17 protein-coding genes, 1 tRNA gene and 1 pseudogene are annotated in these 22,545 nt (G+C 68.6%); 13 read left to right on the top strand and 6 right to left on the bottom strand.

Annotated features, from left to right (window positions below; translation table 11 throughout):
- Positions 1–62: 62 nt before the first annotated feature.
- Positions 63–1,424 carry a pentapeptide repeat-containing protein gene (locus FHU13_RS12340; protein ID WP_183436213.1) on the bottom strand — a complete coding sequence of 454 codons (1,362 nt, stop codon included), beginning with the start codon at positions 1,422–1,424 and terminating at the stop codon, positions 63–65.
- A gap of 259 nt (positions 1,425–1,683) precedes the next feature.
- Here FHU13_RS12340 and FHU13_RS12345 point away from each other — a divergent pair, with 259 nt between their 5' ends.
- Together FHU13_RS12345 and FHU13_RS12350 are read left to right on the top strand one after the other, a co-directional pair.
- Positions 1,684–2,058 carry a response regulator gene (locus tag FHU13_RS12345; RefSeq protein ID WP_183436170.1) on the top strand — a complete coding sequence of 125 codons (375 nt, stop codon included), beginning with the start codon at positions 1,684–1,686 and terminating at the stop codon, positions 2,056–2,058.
- Positions 2,059–2,222: 164 nt separating this feature from the next.
- A complete protein-coding gene (locus FHU13_RS12350; RefSeq protein ID WP_183436171.1) occupies positions 2,223–4,181 on the top strand; it encodes an AI-2E family transporter in 1,959 nt (652 codons plus the stop codon).
- Between the two features lie 22 nt (positions 4,182–4,203).
- Here the strand turns inward: FHU13_RS12350 and FHU13_RS12355 are convergent.
- Both FHU13_RS12355 and FHU13_RS12360 read right to left on the bottom strand, forming a co-directional pair.
- A pseudogene (locus FHU13_RS12355) lies at positions 4,204–4,649 on the bottom strand (DMT family transporter).
- Positions 4,650–4,697: 48 nt separating this feature from the next.
- Positions 4,698–5,855 carry a Gfo/Idh/MocA family protein gene (locus FHU13_RS12360; protein ID WP_183436172.1) on the bottom strand — a complete coding sequence of 386 codons (1,158 nt, stop codon included), beginning with the start codon at positions 5,853–5,855 and terminating at the stop codon, positions 4,698–4,700.
- Between the two features lie 306 nt (positions 5,856–6,161).
- On the opposite strand from FHU13_RS12360, the gene FHU13_RS12365 reads away from it, so the two are divergent.
- Complete coding sequence (locus FHU13_RS12365; RefSeq protein ID WP_183436173.1) at positions 6,162–7,322, top strand: glycosyltransferase family 2 protein; 1,161 nt, start codon at positions 6,162–6,164, stop codon at positions 7,320–7,322.
- 134 nt (positions 7,323–7,456) lie between these two features.
- Here the strand turns inward: FHU13_RS12365 and lipB are convergent, their stop codons facing one another.
- Entirely contained in the window at positions 7,457–8,149 is a 693-nt protein-coding gene (gene lipB, locus FHU13_RS12370; RefSeq protein WP_183436214.1) for a lipoyl(octanoyl) transferase LipB, read from the bottom strand.
- On the opposite strand from lipB, the gene FHU13_RS12375 reads away from it, so the two are divergent.
- The 8 genes from FHU13_RS12375 (at position 8,085) to FHU13_RS12410 (ending at position 18,050) form a co-directional block, all read left to right on the top strand.
- Entirely contained in the window at positions 8,085–8,231 is a 147-nt protein-coding gene (locus tag FHU13_RS12375; protein WP_183436218.1) for a hypothetical protein, read from the top strand. The genes lipB and FHU13_RS12375 overlap by 65 nt on opposite strands.
- 18 nt (positions 8,232–8,249) lie before the next feature.
- A complete protein-coding gene (locus FHU13_RS12380; protein WP_183436174.1) occupies positions 8,250–8,555 on the top strand; it encodes a FliM/FliN family flagellar motor switch protein in 306 nt (101 codons plus the stop codon).
- A 126-nt stretch (positions 8,556–8,681) separates the two neighbouring features.
- A tRNA-Leu gene (locus FHU13_RS12385) sits at positions 8,682–8,766 on the top strand.
- A gap of 888 nt (positions 8,767–9,654) precedes the next feature.
- Positions 9,655–10,686 (top strand): Hint domain-containing protein, encoded by a 1,032-nt coding sequence (locus tag FHU13_RS12390; RefSeq protein ID WP_183436175.1) that lies wholly within the window; start codon positions 9,655–9,657, stop codon positions 10,684–10,686.
- Positions 10,687–10,838: 152 nt separating this feature from the next.
- Complete coding sequence (locus FHU13_RS12395; RefSeq protein WP_183436176.1) at positions 10,839–12,272, top strand: NAD-dependent succinate-semialdehyde dehydrogenase; 1,434 nt, start codon at positions 10,839–10,841, stop codon at positions 12,270–12,272.
- 285 nt (positions 12,273–12,557) lie between these two features.
- Positions 12,558–13,940: a polyhydroxyalkanoate depolymerase gene (locus tag FHU13_RS12400; protein WP_183436177.1), complete on the top strand. Its 1,383-nt coding sequence runs from the start codon at positions 12,558–12,560 to the stop codon at positions 13,938–13,940.
- Between the two features lie 187 nt (positions 13,941–14,127).
- Positions 14,128–17,100 carry an FAD-binding and (Fe-S)-binding domain-containing protein gene (locus tag FHU13_RS12405; protein WP_183436215.1) on the top strand — a complete coding sequence of 991 codons (2,973 nt, stop codon included), beginning with the start codon at positions 14,128–14,130 and terminating at the stop codon, positions 17,098–17,100.
- A 77-nt stretch (positions 17,101–17,177) separates the two neighbouring features.
- A complete protein-coding gene (locus tag FHU13_RS12410) occupies positions 17,178–18,050 on the top strand; it encodes an SDR family oxidoreductase (protein ID WP_183436178.1) in 873 nt (290 codons plus the stop codon).
- A 120-nt stretch (positions 18,051–18,170) separates the two neighbouring features.
- Here FHU13_RS12410 and hyi read toward each other — a convergent pair whose 3' ends face one another.
- Together hyi and FHU13_RS12420 are read right to left on the bottom strand one after the other, a co-directional pair.
- Complete coding sequence (gene hyi, locus FHU13_RS12415) at positions 18,171–18,947, bottom strand: hydroxypyruvate isomerase (protein WP_183436179.1); 777 nt, start codon at positions 18,945–18,947, stop codon at positions 18,171–18,173.
- 55 nt (positions 18,948–19,002) lie between these two features.
- Positions 19,003–19,794 carry a GntR family transcriptional regulator gene (locus FHU13_RS12420; protein ID WP_246714625.1) on the bottom strand — a complete coding sequence of 264 codons (792 nt, stop codon included), beginning with the start codon at positions 19,792–19,794 and terminating at the stop codon, positions 19,003–19,005.
- 164 nt (positions 19,795–19,958) lie between these two features.
- On the opposite strand from FHU13_RS12420, the gene FHU13_RS12425 reads away from it, so the two are divergent.
- Positions 19,959–21,134 carry a pyridoxal-phosphate-dependent aminotransferase family protein gene (locus FHU13_RS12425; protein ID WP_183436181.1) on the top strand — a complete coding sequence of 392 codons (1,176 nt, stop codon included), beginning with the start codon at positions 19,959–19,961 and terminating at the stop codon, positions 21,132–21,134.
- Positions 21,135–21,222: 88 nt separating this feature from the next.
- Entirely contained in the window at positions 21,223–22,524 is a 1,302-nt protein-coding gene (locus tag FHU13_RS12430) for an MFS transporter (RefSeq protein ID WP_183436182.1), read from the top strand.
- Positions 22,525–22,545 lie beyond the last annotated feature (21 nt).

The following is a 22,545-nucleotide window of genomic DNA, read 5'->3' on the forward strand; positions in this document are numbered from 1 at the left end:
CTTCGTCCGGAGGCGTTCGGCTCTCCGAGAGGATGCAAAAACCCAAGAAAAAACCCAAGGAATCAGCGGCGCAGGCGGTTGCCGAGGACGAAGCCGAACAGCCCCATCAGCACGATGCCCGCCGCCCCCTGCAGCCCGACCAGCAGGTTGGTGACGCGCCCCAGCGGCTTCACGCCGATCTCCGGCGGGTTGGCCGTCATCATGTTGAGCGCGCTGTAGCTGACCAGATCGAGCGGGTTGTAGGTCGGGGTGTTCTCGCCCTCGTGGAAGAGCCCGCCCGTCGCCCCGTAGGCGGCGGCGAACAGGAGGATGCCGACGAGGAAGGCGCGGGCGATCCGCGACAGGCTCTCGCCGTAATCGCACAGCCACTCGACGAAACGGTCGGCGATCCAGCGGTAGCCGTGGCTCAGCGTGCCCCGAACATCGCGGGTGGAAAAGGCCTCGCGGGCGCGCACGCCGGCGTGGCGGCGGCCCATGCGGCGCCCGCGCTTGTAGGCCCAGCTCGCGCCCTCGGGGCTGCCGATGCTCTGAAGGTTGCGCTCGAGCGCGAGATAGCTCGCCTGCGCCGCCTCGTACTCGCCCGCCTCCTCCTCGCCGACCATGCCGCCGATCTGCTCGACGGAGAGTCGCACGCCCTCCAGCCACGCCCCGGCGAAGCGCGCGTGGTGCAGCTTGCACGCCGTGAGGTCGAGCCGCACGAGGCTGGTGCGGGAGAAGTCGGCCCCGGAGAGGTCCGCTCCGTCGAGCCGGGCGCCGGAGAAGTTGGCCCCGCGCAGCCGCGAGCCGACGAGCCGCGCTTTTTTAAGGCTCGCACCCTCGAAATCGGCGCCGGTCAGGTTACAGTCGGAGAGATTGGCCTCGTCGAGCCGTGCCCGGCGGAACACGGAATCGTCGGCATCCGCTCCGGTGAAGTCGGTGCCCCACAGGTCGGCATCCTCGAACCGGGCGCCGTCGAGCAAAGCCTTGTCGAGCCGGGCGAAGCGCATGGTCGCGCCGGAGAAGTCGGCATCCTCCAGCATCGCTTCGCGGAAGGAGGCCTGCCCGCCGGCGATTCCGGTAAAGCGCGCGCCGCTGAGGTCGGCGCCGGAAAAATCCGCCTCCTCCAGGCAGGCATCCGCGAAGCCAGCCGAGCGTGCGAGGATACCGGCGAGCGAGGCCCGCCGCAGGTTGGCCCCCGACAGGTCGGTTTCTTCCAGCCGGGCGTCGGCGAGGTCGGCCTCCGCCAGATCGAGCCCGCCCGAGCCCGGAGCCCACCAGCGCGGCGGGGCCTGTGGGTCGATCCGTGGATCGAGGGCCGCGCGCCCGAGACCGAGCCCGGCCAGGTCGTCGCGTTCCCTGATCGAGAACGGTGCCTCACGCTCCGAGAGCTGCGCGAGCAGCGCCGTGACGCGCGGGTCGCCGTCCTCCGCCCCGCCATCCCGCACCGCGTCCGCCCCGCATGATCCGCCGCCGAGCACCCCTTAGCCGTCCGGAGCCGAGCGAGACAAGGCGACGGATCAGGCAAGGGATCAGGCAAGGGATCAGGCAAGGGATCAGGCAAGGGATCAGGCAAGGGATCAGGCAAGGGATCAGGCAAGGGATCAGGCAAGGGATCAGGATTGCGCCCGGCCCCATGACACCGCAACGGCTTTCCGCGCGTTAGGTCGCGGAACGCCGCGTGCGGCGCGGGAAGGGGTTTCGGGCGTGTCGGGAAAAATCCTGCTGGTGGAAGACCACGAGGAGATCTGGGACTTCCTGTCCCGCCGGCTCAAGCGCCGCGGCTACGAGGTGGTGCTCGCCCATGACGGCGAGGCGGGCGTGCAGCAGGCCCGTGCCGCCCAGCCCGACGTGATCCTGCTCGACATGAACCTGCCGATCCTCGACGGCTGGTCGACCGCCCGCGCTCTGAAGGCCGCGACCGATACCCGCGCTATCCCGATCATCGCGCTCACCGCCCACGCCATGTCGGGCGACCGCGACAAGGCGATCCAGGCCGGCTGCGACGACTACCACCCGAAGCCGATCGATTTCCCCAAGCTGCTCACCCAGATCGGCACGGCGATCGGAACGGGGGATTGAGGCGCCGGCTTCCCGTCATTGATCCGACCGTTACCCTCATGCTGAGGTGCCGCGAAGCGGCCTCGAAGGATGAGGGGATGCGTGTGATCGGCCCGACGCGGCCTGGCGAAAGCTCGACGCCTTCACCTCTCTACGCGTGACGCGTAGGCCATCACGAGGATGCCATGACCACCGATCCGGTCACCACGCGGCTCCTGCGGCAGGCGCTGCCGGTGGTGACAACGCTCGGCTCGCTGCTGCTCGTCGTAACGCTCGCGAGCGCGCTGTATTTCGGCCGCGATATCCTCGTTCCGGTGGCGCTGGCCATCCTGCTCAGCTTCGTCCTGGTCCCTGCCGTGCGGGCCCTGCGGCGCCTACGGGTGCCCCGGGTGGCGGCGGTGCTGCTCGTGGTGCTGCTCACCTTCGGGATGCTCGGCGCGGTGGGCAGCCTGATCGCCCGCGAGGCGGCGCAGCTCGCCGCCGACCTGCCGCGCTACTCCCTGACCCTGCGCGACAAGATCACGGCCCTGCGGGCCGCCACCGCCGAGCGGGGCGGCCTGTCCGACACCTTCTCCGGTTTCTTCGACATGGCGGAAGAAGTCGGCAAGGAGCTGCAGCCGCCCGCCGCCAAGACCGAGTCCGAGACGAACGCGGCGCTGGGCACGGCGGAGCGGCCGATGCAGGTCGAGATCCACGCTCCGCGCTCCGGGCTGCTGACGACGCTCGGCAGCGTGGCGGGCGGGGTGCTTCACCCGCTGGCGACGCTCGGCCTGATCCTACTGTTCACGATCTTCATCCTGCTCCAGCGCGAGGATCTGCGGAACCGCGCGATCCGGCTCGCGGGATCGAGCGACCTGCGCCGAACGACGGCGGCGATCGACGACGCCACCGCGCGACTCAGCCGATTCTTCGTGGCTCAGCTCGTCCTCAACGTCGCTTTCGGCCTCGTCATCGGCACCGGCCTGTGGCTCATCGGCGTGCCGAGCCCGATCCTGTTCGGGGTCATCGCCGGCATCTCACGTTTCGTGCCCTATGTCGGCGCGGTGATCTCGGCGGTGCTGCCGCTCGCCATCGCGGTCGCGGTCGATCCCGGCTGGTCGATGGCGATCCAGGTCGCGATCCTGTTCCTGATCGTCGAGCCCATCGCCGGCCATGTGGTCGAGCCGCTGCTCTACGGGCACTCGACCGGCATCTCGCCGGTGGCGGTGATCCTGGCGGCGACGATCTGGACCTTCCTGTGGGGGCCGATCGGCCTCCTGCTCGCCACACCGCTCACCGTCTGCCTCGTGGTGCTCGGGCGCCATGTCGAGCGGCTGTGGTTCCTCGACGTGATCCTCGGTGATCGCCCGGCCCTCGGGCCGCAGGAGATCTTCTACCAGCGCATGCTGGCGGGCGACCCGGCCGAGGCGATCGACCAGGGCCGGCTGTTCCTGAAGGAGCGGGCGCTCGTCACCTACTACGACGAGGTCGTGCTGTCGGGCCTGCGCATGGCCCAGGAGGACGCGGCGCGCGGCATGCTCGACCGCGAGCGACAGGGCGAGGTGGGGGCGGGCTTCCGCACGGTGGTCGAAGCGCTGGGGCAGGCGCGCAAGCGCGGCATGCCGCGCCGCTCGCGCAAGCCCAGAGGTGCCGAGGCCGAGGCCGCCTTCGCGGCGGTCGGGCCGGACCGGCGCGCGGCCGGCATCGTCCTCGCCCAAGAAGACTTGGCCCCGGCTTGGCGCGGCGCGGCGCCGATCCTGTGCGTGCCGAGCGGCGGCGCCTTCGACGAGGCGGCGACCTTGATGCTCGCCCAAACCTTCTCCCGGCATGGGCTCGGGGCGCAGGTGGCGGCGAGCGACGGACTGCGCAACGGCCTGCCCGAGGGCGAGCGCCCGGCGATGATCTGCTTCTCCTATCTCGACCCGATCAGCCTCTCGCAGATCCGCCTGACCATCCGCCGCGCCCGCAAGGCCGCGCCGGGGGTGACGATCCTCGTCGGCTTCTGGCGCGAGCGCGACCCGGCCTCCCTCGGACGCCTGCGGCGCGCGATTTCCGCCGACCTGCTCGTCACCTCCCTGAGTGACGCCCTCGACGCGGCGCTGGAGCGGGCGCGGGCCGGGACCGAGCCGGCGGCGTCATCCCGGCTCCGGCAGGCGGCGGAGTAGGGCAGGGTCGTCAGGATCCGGCTCAGAACAGGGCCACCAGGGCAACGCCCGCGATCATCATCCCTCCGCCGATGAGGCGCGCGAGGCTCGCGGGGTGGGTGGTGAAACCTTCGAGCCCGAAATGGTCGAGGGTGAGCGAGATGACGACACCCGCGGTCACGAGGAGGCCGAGGAAGGTCGCCGCCCCGATCCGCTGCGCGACGAAGAGCTGGGCCAGGATGACGCCGGCGCCGAGCACGCCGCCACCCCAGGCCCCCCAGGGCGTGCCGGCCACCTGCTGAAGACTCGGCAAGTGTAGCTGCCCGGTGGCGAGGCCGACGGCGAGCATGGTTGTGGTGCCGACCAGCATCGAGACGAGCCCGGCTGCGAAAGGCTCGCCGCCGAAGGATTTGCAAGCGGCGTGCTCTGGCCGGGCTGAACGACCATGGCGGTGCCCGCGAGTAGGGCGATGCCGTAGAGGACCATCATTGTTTTTCAGATCCCTGCGGCGCGATGAGAGCGCGTGTCGAAAACGCGTCAGTTCTTCGGAACCTTCTCCTTGCCCTTGCCGGGATTGGAGGTGTTGACGAGGTCCGGCGACGATTGCGCCGACAGCGTCTGCCGCTGAGCCTCGGTGTCGATGCGCCGCGTGCGCGTGAACGGCTCCAGCGTCACCGGCCCACCGGTCTCCAGGGCCTTCAGGATGCCCTCGATCACCCGCAGGTCGGCGTAGCCCTCCTCGGCATCGGGCTCGGGGTCGTTGCCGTTCAGGATGCAATCCGAGAAGTACTTCAGCTCGCCGCCGAAATGGTCGGTGTTCTTGAAGCTCTCGTGGCTCTTCTTCTCGCCGAGCGTCACCGTGCGCTCCAGCGGCTTGCCGTACATGTAGGCCGGGTTGAGTTCGACGCTGCCCTTGGTGCCGACCACGGCGTAAGCATCGAGCACGTTGCCGTAATAGGACAGCACGAACTGCGCGAGGCGGTTCTTCGGAAAGCGCAGGGTGACGGCGACCGTGTCGTCGAAGTCGCCGAGCCCGGCTTCCGGGTGACGCACGCCGACGGTCGAGACCACCTCGGTCGGCTCGTCGCCGAACAGGGTGCGGACGGCATTGATCGGGTAGGGGCCGATGTCGAAGATCGGCCCGGCCTCGACGCCGCTCTTCGCCCGGTGGTTCTCGGGCGAGACCATCTGCGTGAAGGTCGAGGAGAAGGTCAGGATCTCGCCGAGTTGGCCTGAGCGGATCAGGTCGATCGTGGCCAGCGTCGCCGGCTCGAAATGCAGCCGGTAGGCCACCATCAGCTTGGCTGAGGAACCGGCCTGCGCCGCCATGATCTCCCGGCACTTCTCGGTCGAGACCTCGAGCGGCTTCTCGACCAGCACGTGGATGCCCGCCTTCAAGGCGGGGATCGCGAACTCGGCATGGCGCCAGTTCGGCGTGGCGAGGTAGATCGCGTCGATCGTGCCCGAGGCCAGCAGTTCGCCGAACTGCTCGTAGCCGTAGGTGGCGGTGACGCCGTATTGCTCGCCGACTCGGCGCGCCTTCTCGGAATCACCCGTGACGAAGGCCGTGACCTCGGAATTGCCGGTATGCGCGACCCCCGGCAGCATCGCCTCCTGCGAGATGTCACCGAGCGCCACGACGGCGTAGCGGACCTTCTTGCCCGAGGTCAGGCCGAGGGCGGACAGGACGCTCATGCGGGAATCTCCTTGGAGGTCGGGTGGGAGGCCGGGTGGGAGGTCGGGCGGGAAGCCGCAGGTGATCGATCCGGGCCGGTGGTTCGCTTTTCGGGGCGGTCGTCGGCGGGTTTGGGAAGGCCGGGGAAGGGACGAAGACCGGACGGTTGCGGATTGCCCGGGAAACCGGGGGCAGCGGGCCCTGTTCCGCCGTGCGGGCCATCAGCCGCGGTTCATCAAGCGTGGCGTAATGGGAGCGCGAGGTGCTGGGCGGGCCTGGATTCCGATCCGTCCGGCGCCCTTCTTCGGCCTTTCCGGAGCCCGTCCGTGCCGCCCGTTTCCCCGACCCAGCCGACCCTCGACACCGTCATCGCCATCCCCGTGCGCAACGAGGCCGAGCGGATCGCCCGCTGCCTGAGGGCGATCGACCGGCAGGCTGGCCTCGCGCCCGGCCGCTTCGGGCTCGTCTTGTTCCTCAACAACTGCACCGACGACACGGCGCGGATCGTGGCCGATCGCGTGCCGGAGATGTCGATCCCGGTTCGGGTGATCGAGCGTGTCCATGCCGGTGCGCATGCGGGCTGGGCGCGACGGGCGGCGATGGACGCGGCGGTCGCGTGGCTCGAAGAGGTGGGGACGGCCGAAGCGGCCACGCTCCTGACGACGGATGCCGACAGCATCGTGCCGCCGGACTGGGTCGCGGCCAACCTCACCGCCCTGGAAGCGGGCGCCGACGCGGTCGCCGGCCGGGTCGAGCTGATTCCGGAGGAGGCGGCCCTGCTGCCGCCCTCGCTGCCCGCCCGCGGCCGCCGGGAGGACAGCTACGACGCGCTCATCACCGAGATGGAGGCGCGCATCGATCCGGACCCGCACGATCCCTGGCCCTGCCATCGCACCACCATCGGCGCCTCGCTCGCCGTGCGGCTTCCCGCCTACCGCGACGTCGGCGGCATGCCGGAGATCCCGCTCGGCGAGGACGGGGCCTTCGTTGGCGCCCTGCTGCAGCGGGGCTTTCGCGTGCGCCATGACCGGGCGGTGCTGGTGCTGATCTCGGCTCGCCTCACCGGCCGCGCGGCCGGCGGCGTCGCCGACACGATCCGCTCCCGCTGCGAGGAGCCCGACGCCCTCTGCGACGCCCGCATGGAGGCGGTGCCGCGCGCGCTCCATCGCTACGCGTGGCGGGCGCGGCTGCGCCGCCTCTACAACGAAGGCCGGCTCGCCCGCGATCTCGGCTGGGCGCGCCGGCTCGGCATCCCGGAGGTGGAAGCCCGCCGCATCGCTGCCTTGCCGCGGGTCGGCGAGATCGTCGCGGCGGTGGACCGCGCCAGCCCGCGCCTCGCGTACCGCCCGCTGATGCCGAGGCAACTGCCGGGTCAGATCCGGCTGGCCCGCCTTGTCCTGCCGCTGCTGCGCATGGGCCTGCGCCTGCGCCGGACAGCGCCCGCCGCCACGCTTCCTGTCGCTCCGGCGGCCACCGCCGACGCGTAGATTCTGAGTATCCAAGGGGATCATCCCTTTGGCGGGGCGCCGGGGCAGCGCCCCGGCTTCCCTTCAACCAGGGCTTTGCCCTGGACCCGCGAAAAGGCTCGCCTTTTCAAAATCCGAGACTTGGCCGCAGCGCTCTACGGAGCCTCGTCGCGCGTCGGGCCGAAGATCGGCTCGAAGGCGGCGCGCAGCGCCATGTCCACCTCGGGCAGGCTGATGATGCGGCCGAGGTCGGCCAGGCTCGTGACGCCGTGCTCGCGCACGCCGCAGGGCACGATGCCGGAGAAGTGCGATAGGTCCGGCTCGACGTTGAGGCTGATGCCGTGCAGGCTCACCCAGCGCCGCACGCGAATGCCGATCGCCGCGATCTTGTCCTCGACGGCCGGACCCTTGTCCGGCCGGCGCACCCATACCCCGACTCGGTCCTCGCGGCGCTCGGCCCGCACGGTGAAGGCGTCCAGTGTCGCGATCAGCCACGCCTCCAGGCTCGCCACGTAGGCTCGCAGATCGGGCTGGCGCCGGTTGAGGTCGAGCATCACGTAGGCGATGCGCTGGCCCGGCCCGTGATAGGTGTACTGCCCGCCCCGCCCCGTGCGGTGGACGGGGAAGCGCTCCGGTTCCACGAGATCAGCCGTTTTCGCCGAAGTGCCCGCTGTGTAGAGCGGCGGATGTTCCAGGAGCCAGACCAGTTCGTCCGCCTCGCCCCGGGCGATGGCGGCCGCGCGGGCCTCCATCTCGACCTCTGCCTCCTCGTAGCCGACGAGGGTGTCGGTCACGCGCCAGACCACCGGCGGCGCGCTCGCGCGCGGCAGGAATGTCGCGGGGGCGATCGAAAGCCGGGAAGCGGGTGCCGTGAAGGAATTGTTTACCAAGACTTCACCCTTGCATGCGGAAGGTTTTCCCGAACGCTGAGAAATGGAGCACCCGCGCGTGGCGGTCCTGGACGAATTGCAGGTCGATCTCAAGGTCGTGCTGGGGCGCAGCCACATGCCGCTGCATATGCTGCTGCGCATGGGCCGCGGTGCGGTGATCGAGCTGGAAGCCACCGAGACCGACATGGTCGAGATCCTGGCCAACGACCACCCGATCGCCCGCGGGCAGATCGTGGTGACCGGCAACCGCATCTCGGTGGAGGTGACCGAGCTGATCCGCAAGGCCGATGTGGTGCGCACCCCCGGCGTGACGATCGGCGAGGGCGCCGTGCCGATTCTCGACGACGTCGAAGCGAGGCTCTGAATCGTTTTTCGAGGCGGCAAAATGCGAAGATGCGGATCCGGCGCTTGTGCCCGCCCCGGGCTTCTGTTATCCGCTGCGCCGCCCACACAAGACACCGGCCGCTGACGAAGCGGCCCGGCGGCAAGGGCGGCCATGGCGGAATTGGTAGACGCGCTAGCTTGAGGTGCTAGTCCCGCGAGGGGTGGAGGTTCGAGTCCTCTTGGCCGCACCATACTCTTTCTTCAATGACGAGAAAGAGTCGGAGCGAAGATCAGATCTGACGCTGACCGCATCTTTCTTTATAGTGCGGTCCAAGGCGCTGCCGCTCAGCTTGCTTTGGCCGTGAAACGATCCTGAGACAGGATCCTGCCTTCACTGGCAGTAAACGCCCCGTGATATTCCTTAGAACCTGAAGGGCAGCCCGGCACTTTGCCGCTTGGCGAGACGCGGATCTCTGTCGCGGTCGGCTCCAGCATTCAGGCCTCGGCCCAGACAGGACAGCCAATCCAAAAGCATCCGGCCACTGACGAGGCCCTGGAGCTTTTCCGGCAGATCTGGCCAGACGGCCCCAACTCGCGCGCCAAGCCGATCCCCGATCCCATCCGCGGCGCTGTCGACGCCACACAGCTGGCAACAGACCGGCAGTGGGTGACCTTATCGTCGCGCAGCCGACAGCGAATCGTACGGCGGGCAACACGAGCGTGCACGCCCGGGACGGCCTCCTCAGCACAGCTCTTTCCACATCTCCGATGGATCTTCGCATTGATCCCGCGGAGCCTCAGGTCATTGCGCAATTTCATTGCCGAAAAATCCTGTACTACTTGCCTAAATGACTGACCGCAAAGCGATTTCGATGGAGAAATGTTGCAGATCGAGCACATTGACGCACGATCATGAGACAAAAATAATTGGCGCGAGGAATAACGCCACTCGACGGATTGTCAGGGCTGTGTGTTCACCTCATGCTCAAGCTGCGGCCAAAAGCAGGCCCCGAGCGAGGCAATACTGGAGTCGGTATACGCTCCTAGATAGAGCCGCTCTATCTGCTTTCTGCCGATGTTTTACCAAAATGCGCGCGACCAACAACAAAAGCGCCCGCTCACGACGGGAGGGATGACCTATGGCTTTGCCGATCAGCTTCAACAACCAGACTTACGGCGCCGGCTTTCTTGGGATCGATGACGGAGGTGCGTCCGCAGCGTTCTCGGTCGATGCGGCCTCCACGTACTCCGTGAGTGTCAACGGGACGGTCAACGCAGTGGGCGACACCGTCACCCTCACCTATGGGGCTGACGCACCGTCAGGCTATGCGGGTCGCTCCATTCAGCTGACCGCGACGCAGTACGACAACGCGAACCAGATCCTGTTCACCAGCAGGGACATCCCTCCCGGTGAAACCAGCCTGGGGAACTACCGGTACCTTCTCTCGAACACGCAGGTGTTCGGAAGCGATACCCCCGCGACGCGGACGCGCTTCACGTCCGACGACAGCACGCTCGGCAGTTATAACGTCCAGGCCGCGCCCTGCTTCACCACCGGCACCCTCATCCGCACGGCCCGCGGCGAGGTCGCGGTCGAGGATCTGATCGTCGGGGACGTCGCTGTGACGGCTTCCGGCCTGCTGCGTCCGATCACCTGGATCGGCAACCGCGACCTCGACGGCCAGGGCGAGGCGCTGCCCCACGACCAGCAGCCCGTCCGGATCCGCGCGGGCGCCTTTGGCCCCGGCCTCCCGGCGCGCGATCTGCGCCTCTCGCACGGCCATCCCGTTCTCGTCGGCGCCGACGCGAACGGCGAGGGCGGCGTGCTCGTGCCGATCATGTGTCTGATCAACGGCACCACCATCCTCCGCGAGCCGGCGACCCGCGTGACCTACTGGCATGTCGAGCTGGACAGCCACGACATCCTGCTGGCCGAGGGCTTGGCTGCCGAGAGCTTCTACGACATGGGCAGCCGGGTCTGGTTCGCGGGCGAGGACGGTGCATTGATCGATCCGGACTTCGTGCCGGCCGGTGAGCACGGCCGCTGCCGCCCTGTGGCGGTGGATGGCAGCCTCGTCGAGCGGGAGCGCGCGCGGCTCGACGGCCTCTTCGCCACGGAGCTGAATGAGCACAGCGCCTGGACCGACGCGCAGGCGTGGCTCGCCGCGTAACACGGCGCGATCCTCATGACTGGCCGAACCCCTGCCGAACTTCGGCAGGGGTTCGGCGCTGGGAGCGTTTCCAGTGGCCGCATGAGGCCCAAGACCGGTGTCCCGGATGCGCGGCACCTATATGAGAGCGATCCCTTCCGCGGAGATGGCTCATGGACCTCGACGTTTCGCTCCACATTGCCGGCCGGTGGCGCTCCGGAAGCGGCGGCGAGACCCTGTCCATCCTCAATCCGGCCACGGGGGAAGCTGTCGGTCGCGTCGCAGTCGCCACCCAGGCCGATCTCGACGAGGCGCTGGAGGCGGTCGAGCGCGGCTTTGACGCGTGGCGGCGGGTCTCCGCCTTCGATCGGTCCAAGGTGCTGCGCCGGGCCGCGACGCTGATGCGCGAGCGCGGGGAGGCGATCGCCCGCACCATGACCATCGAACAGGGCAAGCCGCTCGCCGAGTCGCGCATCGAGACCGGGGTCGCCGCCGACATTATCGAGTGGTTCGCGGAAGAGGGACGGCGCGCCTACGGCCGGGTCATCCCCGCCCGGGCCGAGGGCGTGCTTCAGATCGTCACCCGCGAGCCGGTCGGACCGGTGGCGGCCTTCACGCCGTGGAACTTTCCGATCAACCAAGCCGTGAGGAAACTCTCGGCGGCGCTCTGCACCGGCTGCCCGGTCATTCTCAAGGGGCCGGAGGACACCCCAGCCTCCTGCGCCGAGCTGGTGCGCGCCTTCCTTGATGCGGGTGTGCCGGGCGATGCGTTGGCCCTCGTCTACGGCGATCCGGCCGAGATCTCCGGCTATCTCATCCCGCACCCGGTGATCCGCAAGATCACCTTCACCGGCTCGACCGCCGTCGGCAAACAGCTCGCGGCGCTGGCAGGCCGGCACATGAAGCGGGCGACGATGGAACTCGGCGGCCACGCTCCGGCGATCGTGTTCGACGACGCCGATGTCGACACCGCCGTGAAGGTGCTGTCCGCCAACAAGTACCGCAATGCCGGACAGGTCTGCGTCGCCCCGACCCGCTTCCTTGTACAGGAGGGCGTGTACGACCGCTTCGTCGACGGCTTCGTCGCGGCATCAAAAGCGCTCAAGGTCGGCGACGGCCTCGATCCCGGGACGCAGATGGGCCCCCTCGTCCACGGCCGCCGGGTCGAGGCGATGGAGGCGTTCGTGGCCGATGCCGAGGCGAAGGGCGCACGCCTCCTCACCGGCGGCAGCCGCATCGGCAATCGCGGCCACTTCTTCGAGCCCACCGTCTTCGCCGAGGTGCCGCTCGATGCCCGGATCATGAACGAGGAGCCGTTCGGGCCGATCGCGGCGATCCGGCGCTTCGCGGAGGACGAGGAGGCGCTGAGCGAGGCCAACCGCCTGCCCTACGGGCTCGCCGCCTACGCTTACACCCGCTCCGCTTCCCGGGCGAACCGCGTCGGGGCAGGGGTCGAGTCCGGCATGATCTCGATCAACCATCACGGCATCGCGCTCCCCGAGACGCCCTTCGGCGGCGTCAAGGATTCCGGCTACGGCAGCGAGGGCGGCTCGGAGGCGATCGAGGCTTACCTCACGACGAAGTTCGTGACGCAGGCCAACACCTGAGACCGCAGCTTCGGGCAAATTCTGACGGCCTCTCCGACAAGACGGTCCGCGATGATGCGGACCGTCGGCCACGACCGGTTGTCCTGAGTGACTGGCAGTGTCGCATGCGCGCCCGCGGCGGGCATCTTCACTTTATCTGCTTGTCCATTCTCAAGCTCGGGCAGGGCCATCAACAGGGGAATCTTGTACAAACGAAACCTTTTCTCACGCCTGCGAGTTGCACCTTCCACCAACGCAAGAAAAGGACAGCTTGGGTCAAGCGAGCTGCTCCAGGGAAGCGCTCGCATGCTGTACCCTCTTTACGAGGCTGGCCATCTCATGCTCGCACCGATGCGCCTGGCTGCGGAGGCCACCCGGCTCGCATGCGAGAACCCGTTCAACCCTCTCGCCTACGCCCCCCAGAGCCGCAGCGTGGCCGCCGGCTGCGAGATGTTCGAGCGCGCGACCCGCGTCTACGCCAAGCCGGTCTTCGGGCTCGGCGTGCCGGAGCGAATCGTCTGGGAGCGTCCGTTCTGCCGCGTCGTCGCCTTCGGCGAGCCCTCCGCAGAGCTTGAGGCGAAGTCCAAGCTGCTGATCGTGGCGCCGATGTCGGGCCACTACGCCACGCTGCTGCGCGGGACCGTCGAAGCCTTCCTCGACAGCCATCAGGTCTTCATTACCGATTGGGCCGATGCCCGTCAGGTGCCGGTCGCCGCTGGCCGGTTCGGCCTCGACGAGTACATCGATACCTGCATCGATCTGTTCGCGGCGCTCGGACCGGACCTGCACGTCGCGGCCGTGTGCCAGCCCTCCGTGCCGGTGCTCGCAGCGATCGCCCGAATGGAGGTGGAGGACCACCCGCTCGTGCCGCGCTCGGCGGTGCTGATGGGCGGGCCCGTCGATACCCGCCGTTCGCCGACCGCCGTCAACGCGCTCGCCCAGGAGAAGGGTTTTTCCTGGTTCGAGCGGCACTGCATCCACACCGTGCCCCCGGCTTATCCGGGCGTTGGGCGCTCGGTCTATCCGGGCTTTCTCCAGCTCGCGGGCTTCATGGGGATGAATCTCGAACGGCATCGGGACGCCCATCACGCGATGTTCGATCATCTCGTTCGCGGCGATGGCGACTCGGCCGCCCGCCACCGGGCCTTCTACGACGAGTATCTCGCGGTGATGGACCTCACGGCCGAGTTCTACCTTGAGACCATCGAACGGGTCTTCGTGAAGCACGACCTGCCCCGCGGGACCCTGCGTCATCACGGCGAGCCGGTCGATCTCGGCGCGATCCGCCGCTGCCACCTGATGGCGGTGGAGGGCGAGAAGGACGACATTACCGGCCTCGGTCAAACGAAGGCCGCGCTCGACCTCACGGTGAACCTGCCCGAGGCGGCCAAGACCTACCACATGCAGCCGGGCGCCGGTCATTACGGCATCTTCAACGGCTCGCGCTTCCGCCAGGAGATCGTGCCGCTGGTACGGAGCTTCATGGAGCGCAGCCTGCGGCCCGCCGCCCCAAGGCCAGCTCCCGTGGTGCCGGCGCCGGAGCGCAACCCGATCCTGCTGCGCCAGGGTCCGATCCTGCACCCCCCGGAATCCGCGCCGGCCCATCCGACCGTATGGCCCGAGCCCGCCCTCGAAGGGGCCGAACGCCGCGGCCTGCGGCAGCCGACTCCGCAGCGGGTCGCCCTGTAGCCCCCTTCTCCGGAAGTTCCCGTCCGTTGAGGCGGCCGCCGATCTCCATCGGCGGCCGCTTTGCATGACCGGAAACCGCGACTCTGGCGCGTTTGACCGGCCCCTGCCCGCGAATTATGAATTCAAAAACGCCTGGCACTCATCCAGGGTGAGGGCGAGGGGAGGGAGGTTCCACTTGGGCGCGAACTTGGGCGCGAGCGCGAAACCGGCCGAGGCAGCTTTCGAGGCACAAGCCCCGAGCGCGCGGGCGAAGGCCCGCAACGCGGCTGGACTGCCGCGCAAGCTTGCAGAGGTTCTGCAGGGCGAGGCTCGCTTCGATGCCTTCACCCGCGGACGCTACGCGACCGACGCCTCAATCTACCAGATCATGCCCGCGGGCGTGGTGTTTCCCAAAAGCGCCGCCGACATCGCCGCGACCCTGAAGGTGGCGGCCCAGTTCGACTTACCCGTCATCCTGCGCGGCGGCGGCACCTCGCAGAACGGTCAGCCGATCGGCTCCGGCCTCGTGGTCGACTGCTCGCGCCACTTCAACGGCGTGCTCGCCTACGACGCGGAGGCGGGCACCGTCACGGTCGAGCCCGGCCACGTGCTGGAGCGCCTCAACGCCCGGCTCAAGGCCGATGGCTGGTTCTTCCCCGTGGAGCCCTCGACCGCGACCCGCTGCACCATCGGCGGCATGGCCGGCAACAATTCCTGCGGTGCCCGCTCGCTTCGCTACGGCAAGATGAGTGACAACGTGCTGAGCCTGGAGGCATTGTTCCATGACGGCGCCGCCTTCGGCTTCGGGCTGACCGGCAACGCGACGAGCGCGGTCACCGGCGGCGCGCGGGCGGAGGATCTGGCACGGCGGATGCTGGCGCTCGCCGACGCCCACCGCGAGGAGATTGCAGACAGATATCCGAAGGTGCAGCGGCGGGTCGGCGGCTACAACCTCGACGCGCTGATCGAGCCGCGCCCGAACCTCGCCCATCTCCTCGTCGGCTCCGAGGGGACGCTCGCCGCCACCACCGCGGTGACGCTCAAGCTCTCCCGCCTGCCGGCTCACCGGGTGATGGGCGTGTGCCACTTCCCCTCGTTCCGCGCGGCGATGGAGACGACGAAGGCGATCGTGGCTCTCGACCCCGTGGCGGTCGAACTCGTCGACAACAACGTGCTCGTGCTCGGCGCCGACATCCCGCTGTTCCGCACGACCTTGGCCGACATCACGCGGGGTCAGCCGAACTGCCTGCTGCTGACCGAGTTCGCGGGCGACGACCTCGCCGCCTTGAAGCGCGACCTGAAGCGTCTCGACCAGTGCATGGCCGATTACGGCTTCGCGGATTCCGTGGTCGAGGTGATCGAGCCGAACCGGCAGAAGGCGGTCTGGGAGGTGCGCGAGGCCTGCCTCAACATCATGATGTCGATGAAGGGGGACGCGAAGCCCATCTCCTTCATCGAGGATTGCGCCGTCCCCCTGGAGCATCTCGCCGACTACACCGACGCGGTCACCGAGGTGTTCACGAAGCATGGCACCCGCGGTACGTGGTATGCCCACGCCTCCGTCGGTTGTCTGCATGTGCGACCGATCCTCAACATGAAGGAGGGCGGCGATGTGCGGAAGATGCGCGCCATCGCCGAGGAGACGGCGGAGCTGGTGCGCCGCCACAAGGGTTCCTATTCGGGCGAGCACGGCGACGGTATCTCGCGCTCCGAATTCGTGGAGCCGCTGTTCGGCCCAAAACTCACCCGCGCCTTCGAGACGGTGAAGGACGGCTTCGATCCCGCGAACCGCCTGAACCCCAACAAGATCGTCCGCCCGCTGAAAATGGACGACCGCACGCTGATGCGCTTCTCGCCCGACTACGCGGTGAGCGCCCTGCAGAAGACGGCCCTCGACTGGTCCGACTGGGGCGGGTTCGGCCCGGCGGTCGAGATGTGCAACAACAACGGCACCTGCCGGAAGCTCGCCGGGGGCGCGATGTGCCCCTCCTACCGCGCCACCCGCGACGAGCAGCACCTCACGAGAGGCCGCGCCAACTCGTTGCGCCTCGCGATCTCGGGCCAGCTCGGGCCGGATGCCCTCCTCTCCCCTGAGATGAAGCGCACGATGGACCTGTGCGTGTCGTGCAAGGCCTGCCGCCGGGAATGCCCGACCGGTGTCGACATGGCCAAGATGAAGGTCGAGTTCCTGCACCATTACCATGCTCGGCACGGCCTGCCGCTGAAGGAGCGGCTGGTTGCGGAGATGCCGCGCTATGCCGGCGTGGCCGCGGCGCTGGCGCCGCTGCTCAACCTGCGCAACCGCTACCCCGCGCTCGCACGGTTCGGTGAGGCATGGGCCGGCTTCTCGGCCCGCCGCTCCCTGCCCGAGTGGCGCAGGTCGTGGCGGGAGGAGGGGGAGATCGCTCATCCAGAGGACGTGGCGGGCGACCACCGCGACCTCGTCCTGTTCGGCGACACCTTCAACCGCGCCTTCGAGCGCGAGAACCTGGAAGCCGCCGAGCGGGTCTTGAAGGCCGCCGGCTACCGCCTGCACCGAGTCGTCGCGCAGAGAGGTCGCCGCCCGCTCTGCTGCGGCCGCACCTATCTCGCCTCCGGCCAGACCGACCGGGCGCGGGAGGAGGCCCGGCGCACTCTCGACACGCTGCTGCCCTTCGTACGGGCCGGCGCCCGCGTGGTCGGCCTGGAGCCCTCCTGCCTCCTCACCTTCCGCGACGAGTTTCTGTCGCTGCTGCCCCGCGAGGAGGCGAGTGAGTTGGCTCAAGGCGCGCTGCTGTTCGAGGAGCTGCTCGCCGCCGACCTCGCGGCGGGTCGCATCAGTCTCCCGCTCGCCGACCAGGGTGGCCGGGTCGCCCACCTGCACGGCCATTGCCACCAGAAGAGTTTTGGGGCGATGGGCGCGGTGGAGACTGTGCTGCGCGCCGTGCCGGGGCTCGACGTGCGCGTCATCGAGTCGAGCTGCTGCGGCATGGCCGGCGCCTTCGGCTATGGCCGGGACACCATCGACGTCTCCTTCGCCATGGCCGAGCTGTCGCTGTTCCCGGCGCTGCGCAAGGCCTCGGCCGACGATCTCGTGGTGGCCGACGGCACGAGCTGCCGCCACCAGATCCATGACGGCCTCGGCCGCGACGCCCTCCACGTCGCCCGTGTGCTGGAGGCGGCCCTGACGTCGGGACGCTGACCGCGGCCCAGGGTCGCCGCTTCGGAACGGCGGCCCTCGCGTTCGGTTGACGCGGCAATCCCCGAAAAGGAGCCGTGATGACCGATCCGCTGACGAAGTACCCGCGCCCGCCCTTCGAAACGCAGCCCCAGAGCTTCCCGGGCAAGACGGGCAAGATGGCACCGGAGCCGGATCACGGCGAGGAGAGCTACAAGGGTTCGGGCCGACTTGCCGGCAAGGCGGCCCTGGTGACGGGCGGCGACAGCGGCATCGGCCGGGCGGTGGCCATCGCCTATGCCCGCGAGGGCGCGGACGTTGCGATTTCCTACCTGCCCGACGAGCAGAAGGATGCGGAGGCCGTTGGTGGCTGGATCGAGAAGGCGGGCCGTCGCGCCCTGCTGCTCCCCGGCGACATCAAGGACGCGGCATACGCCCGCGAGATCGTCGAGCGCACGGCCAAGGCGTTTGGCCGGCTCGATATTCTGGTGAACAACGCCGCCTTTCAGCAACCGAACCAGGGTGTCGAGGACATCGACGACGCGTTGTTCGAAAAACACTTCCAGACCAACATCTTCGGGCCCTTCTACGCCACCAAGGCGGCACTGGCGCATCTCAAGCCCGGCGCCTCGGTGATCTTCACCTCCTCGGTCAATTCCAAGCACCCGGTGCCGACCTTGTTCGCCTACAGCGCCACCAAGGGCGCCCTCAGCAACATGGTGCTCGGCCTCGCCCAACTGCTCGCGGAGAAAGGCATCCGCGTGAACGGCGTGCTGCCCGGCCCGATCTGGACCCCGTTCATCCCCGCCGGAATGAGCGAGGATTCGGTGAAGACCTTCGGCAGCCAAGTGCCGTTCAACCGCCCCGGCCAGCCGGCGGAACTCGCCTCGGCCTACGTCATGCTGGCGGCGGACGAGAGCAGCTACACCTCCGGCGCCCTCGTCACCGTCGCCGGCGGCATGCCGATCTTCTGAAACATCAGGTTTCGAAAGAACGAGGCCGTTCGCGGGTCCAGGGCAGAGCCCTGGAGAGATGCCGGGGCTCTGCCCCGGCGTCCCGCCAGAGGGATGATCCCTTTGGGATCCCAGACCTTCTCAGGGGTAGGTAGCCATCCAGCCGAAGCCCGCCTCGGTGTCCGCCACGGGCAGGTATTCGCAGCCGAGGAAGCCGTCGTAGCCGAGGCGGTCGAGGGCCGCGAACGCGGCGGAAAAATCGATGCGGCCGGTGCCGGGCTCGTGGCGGCCGGGGGCGTCGGCGATCTGGATATGGGCAATACGGACGTGGTGGGCTGCGAGCTCCGTGGCCAGATCCTCGCCCATCCTCGCCATGTGGTAGAGGTCGGCCTGGATGAAGAGGTTGTCGGAGTTCACCGCCTCGATCACGGAAGCGGCGTCGGCGAGGCGGTTCAGGAAGAAGCCCGGCATGTCGCGGCTGTTGATCGGCTCGATCAGCAGACGGATGCCAGCCTTGCCCAGCGCGTCGGCGGCGTAGGCGAGGTTTTCGATGAGCGTCGCGCGGAGACGCACCCGCTCGGCGCCGGGCGGTGCGAGGCCGGCGAGACAGTTGATCCGCCGGCATCCAAGCGCCCCGGCGTAGTCGATCGCCCGCGCGACGCCGTTACGAAATTCAGCGGTCCGCTCGGGCAGGATGGCGATGCCGCGCTCGCCCGCCGTCCAGTCGCCGGGCGGCAGGTTGTGCAGCACGAGCGGAAGGCCGGCCTCCGCGAGGCGCGCGGCCAGAGCCTCCTTCGGCTCAACATAGGGGAACTGCATCTCCACCGCCGTGAACCCGGCTGCGCGCGCCGCCGCGAACCGGTCAAGGAGCGGCACTTCTGTGAACAGCAGGCTCAGATTGGCTGCGAAGCGAGGCATGAACAGATTGTTTGGTCGTGCAAAATGCATTCAAAAATGATGGAAATTGCGCCCGTTAAGCGTCCTCGGCGGTTCCAACGCCGCCGAGAGCCGGCGCTGCGGCCTCCCGGTCGGCGGCCGCCTTTCGCTTGTTGCGTAAGTGGCGGAACAGGATGTCGCTGAGTTCCGCCCCAGCCCGGCGGCGCAGGGCATCGAGGATCTCCTCGTGCTCGCGCATCGCCTCGCCCCAGCGATCGCGGTTGGCGTCGAGATTGGCCGAGTAGCGCGCCCGCCGCAGTCGCCCGGCGAAGCTCGCGTAGGTGGCGCTCAGGGGCGCGTTGTCGGCGGCCTGCACGATGCGGTCGTGGATCGCTTGGTTGCAGGCGAAGTAGCCGTGCAGGTCGCGCCGCAGGTAGTGGCCGTACATGTCGTGGTGGAGCCGCTCGATCTCGGCATACGCCTCTTCCGAGATGCGCTCGCAGGCGAGCCGCCCGGCCAGCGCCTCCAGCCCACCCATCACGTCGAACAGCTCGACGATCTCCCGCTCGCCGATCCGGCGCACCCGCGCGCCGCGATTCGGCAGCAGGTCGATCAGCCCCTCCGAGGCCAGGACCTTCAGCGCCTCCCGCAAGGGGGTGCGCGAGATGCCGAAGCGCTCGCACAGAAGCCGCTCGGGCACGCGCGCGCCGGGGGCGAGATTGCCCTCGACGATGAAGTCGCGCAGCCGTGCCAGCACCTCGTCGTGAAGAGAATGCACGAGGTTTTCCCGAGGCTTGGCGGGGAGCCTGGCAGGCGCCCTGTCCGACAGCGCGGCGGGGAGAGGGATCGGGCTGTCCGCGCCCTCCGATTCGCGGTCGGCGAGTGTCATGGCGGAAGTCATGACGGATTGGTAGCAGCGGGCTCCGTCGCCGTCGATGGGATGATTGAAGGCATGATACTTCTTGTCTCAGCCAAAAATGAATGCAAATCTGAGGGGATGAAACGATCGGGCATGACGTGAAACGCCCGGCATCCGGCCGAACGGGAGGAACCATGACGAGCCGCACCGGACGACACTTCCTGCATATTCCTGGGCCGAGCCCGGTGCCCGAGCGCGTGCTGCGCGCCATGGACCGGCAGGTGATCGACCACCGCGGACCGGAATTCGGCGTGCTCGGCCGCGAGGTGCTGGAGGGCTGCCGCACCATTTTCCGCACCAAGGGGCCGGTGGTGATCTATCCGGGGTCGGGCACGGGCGCCTGGGAGGCGACGATCGTCAACACGCTCTCGTCCGGCGACCGGGTGCTGATGTTCGAGACCGGCCACTTCGCCGCCCTGTGGCGGCAGATGGCGGCGCGCTGGGGCATCGAGGTCGAATTTGTGCCCGGCGACTGGCGCCACGGCGTCGATCCGGCTCTGGTCGAGGCGAAGCTCGCCGAGGATCGCGGCCATTCCTTCAAGGCGGTGATGGTGGTCCACAACGAGACCTCCACCGGCGTGACGAGCCGCATCCCGGCGATCCGCAAGGCGATCGACGCGGCCGGCCACCCGGCTTTGCTTCTCGTCGACACCATCTCCTCCCTCGGCTCGGTCGATTACCGCCACGACGAATGGGGCGTCGACGTCACCGTCAGCGGGTCGCAGAAAGGTCTGATGCTGCCGCCGGGCCTCGGCTTCACCGCGATCTCGGACAAGGCGCGGGCGGCCGGAAAGTCCAACAACCTCCCCCGTTCCTACTGGGATTGGGAGGAGATGCTGAAGCCCAACGCCAACGGCTACTTCCCCTACACACCGGCCACCAACCTGCTCTATGGCCTGCGCGAGGCGGTGGCGATCCTGCTGGAGGAGGGGCTCGACAACGTCTTCGCCCGTCACCAGCGGCTCGCCGCCGCGACCCGCGCCGCGGTCGAGGCCTGGGGTCTCGAAGTGCTGTGCCAGAACCCGGACGAACACTCGCCGGTGCTCACCGCGGTGATGATGCCGGACGGGAAGGGGGCGGACGCCTTCCGCGCGCTCGTGCTCGATAAATTCGACATGTCGCTCGGCGCCGGGCTGTCGAAGCTGTCCGACAAGATCTTCCGCATCGGCCATCTCGGCGAGACCAACGACCTGACCCTGATGGGCGCCCTGTCCGGCGTCGAGATGGGCTTGGCGGCGGCCGGCGTGCCGCATCAGCGCGGCGGCGTGCTCGCTGCCATGGCAAGCCTGCGTTCCGGCCTCGACGGCTGATCCGTCTTCACGACGCCCACGCTTCGGGCAAGCCGCGCGTCAGACGCGGGGCCCGGGGCGATTGCTCATAAAAACTGGAGGAAGCCCGATGATCACGATCCCACGCCGCGTGACGGCGCCGGGCATGGTGCTGTTCCTGCTCTGCCTGATGTACTTCATCACCTATGTCGACCGGGTCAACGTCGGCACCGCCGGCCCCGCGATCAAGGGTGAACTCGGGCTCAGCAACACCGAGCTCGGCTTCATCTTCTCGGCCTTCGCGTATCCCTACGCGGTGTTCCAGATCATCGGCGGCGCGATGGCCGACAAGTGGGGGGCGCGGCGCACCCTGTTCATCTGCGGCCTGATCTGGGCGGCGGCGACGGTGGCGACGGGCTTCGTCGGCGGCGTGGTCTCGCTGTTCCTGGCCCGCTTCGCCCTCGGCTTCGGCGAGGGCGCCACCTTCCCCACCGCGACGCGGGCGATGCAGTCCTGGGTGGCCAAGGACCAGCGCGGCTTCGCGCAGGGCATCACCCACTCGTTCGCCCGTTTCGGCAACGCGATCACGCCGCCGCTGGTCGTGCTGATGATGGCCTATGTCGGCTGGCGCGGCGCCTTCGTCGTGCTCGGCATCGTGAGCTTCGCCTGGGTCCTGGTCTGGGTCTTCTACTATCGGGACGACCCGCGCGAGCATAAGGGCATCACCGGCGAGGATCTGGAGCGCCTGGCGATCCGTGACCGGACGGCGAAGCCCGCCGCCAAGCCGCCCGTGCCGTGGCGGCGCCTCGTGCCGCGCATGGCACCCGTCACGCTGACCTATTTCTGCTACGGCTGGTCGCTGTGGCTCTACCTCAACTGGCTGCCCTCGTTCTTCAAGGACGGCTACGGCCTCGACATCAAGAACTCGGCCCTGTTCGCCTCGGGCGTGTTCTTCGCCGGCGTGGTCGGCGACACGCTCGGGGGCGTGGTCTCCGACCGTATCCTGAAGAAGACCGGCGATCTGCAGAAGGCGCGCCGCAACGTGATCTGTCTCGGCATGCTCGGGGCCGCCGCCTGCCTCGCGGGCGTGTTCTTCACCAAGGACCTGACCCTGGTGGCGCTGCTGCTCAGCGGCGGGTTCTTCTTTCTCGAACTGGTGATCGGGCCGATCTGGTCGGTGCCGATGGACATCGCCCCGCAATATGCCGGCACCGCGAGCGGTCTGATGAATTTTGGCTCCGCCTTCGCGGCGATCGTCTCGCCCCTCACCTTCGGCCTGATCGTGGATCTCACCGGCAACTGGATCCTGCCGTTTGCCGGCTCGATCGGTCTGCTGCTCCTCGGGGCGGGCCTCGCCTTCACCATGCACCCCGAGCGCCCGTTCGAGGACGAACCGGCCCCCCTGACACCGCGGGCCGTGCCGGCGGAGTAGGAACTCTCTCCGTCGCCGCTC

Source organism: Methylobacterium sp. R2-1 (assembly GCF_014191355.1).
GTDB lineage: Bacteria > Pseudomonadota > Alphaproteobacteria > Rhizobiales > Beijerinckiaceae > Methylobacterium.

Coding starts and splice junctions, on each gene's coding strand:
- hyi (WP_183436179.1), bottom strand. CDS start 18,947: ATGCCTCGCTTCGCAGCCAATCTGAGCCTGCTGTTCACAGAAGTGCCG.
- FHU13_RS12425 (WP_183436181.1), top strand. CDS start 19,959: ATGACGAGCCGCACCGGACGACACTTCCTGCATATTCCTGGGCCGAGC.
- FHU13_RS12430 (WP_183436182.1), top strand. CDS start 21,223: ATGATCACGATCCCACGCCGCGTGACGGCGCCGGGCATGGTGCTGTTC.
- FHU13_RS12360 (WP_183436172.1), bottom strand. CDS start 5,855: ATGAGCGTCCTGTCCGCCCTCGGCCTGACCTCGGGCAAGAAGGTCCGC.
- FHU13_RS12410 (WP_183436178.1), top strand. CDS start 17,178: ATGACCGATCCGCTGACGAAGTACCCGCGCCCGCCCTTCGAAACGCAG.
- FHU13_RS12390 (WP_183436175.1), top strand. CDS start 9,655: ATGGCTTTGCCGATCAGCTTCAACAACCAGACTTACGGCGCCGGCTTT.
- FHU13_RS12350 (WP_183436171.1), top strand. CDS start 2,223: ATGACCACCGATCCGGTCACCACGCGGCTCCTGCGGCAGGCGCTGCCG.
- FHU13_RS12395 (WP_183436176.1), top strand. CDS start 10,839: ATGGACCTCGACGTTTCGCTCCACATTGCCGGCCGGTGGCGCTCCGGA.
- FHU13_RS12420 (WP_246714625.1), bottom strand. CDS start 19,794: ATGACACTCGCCGACCGCGAATCGGAGGGCGCGGACAGCCCGATCCCT.
- FHU13_RS12400 (WP_183436177.1), top strand. CDS start 12,558: ATGCTGTACCCTCTTTACGAGGCTGGCCATCTCATGCTCGCACCGATG.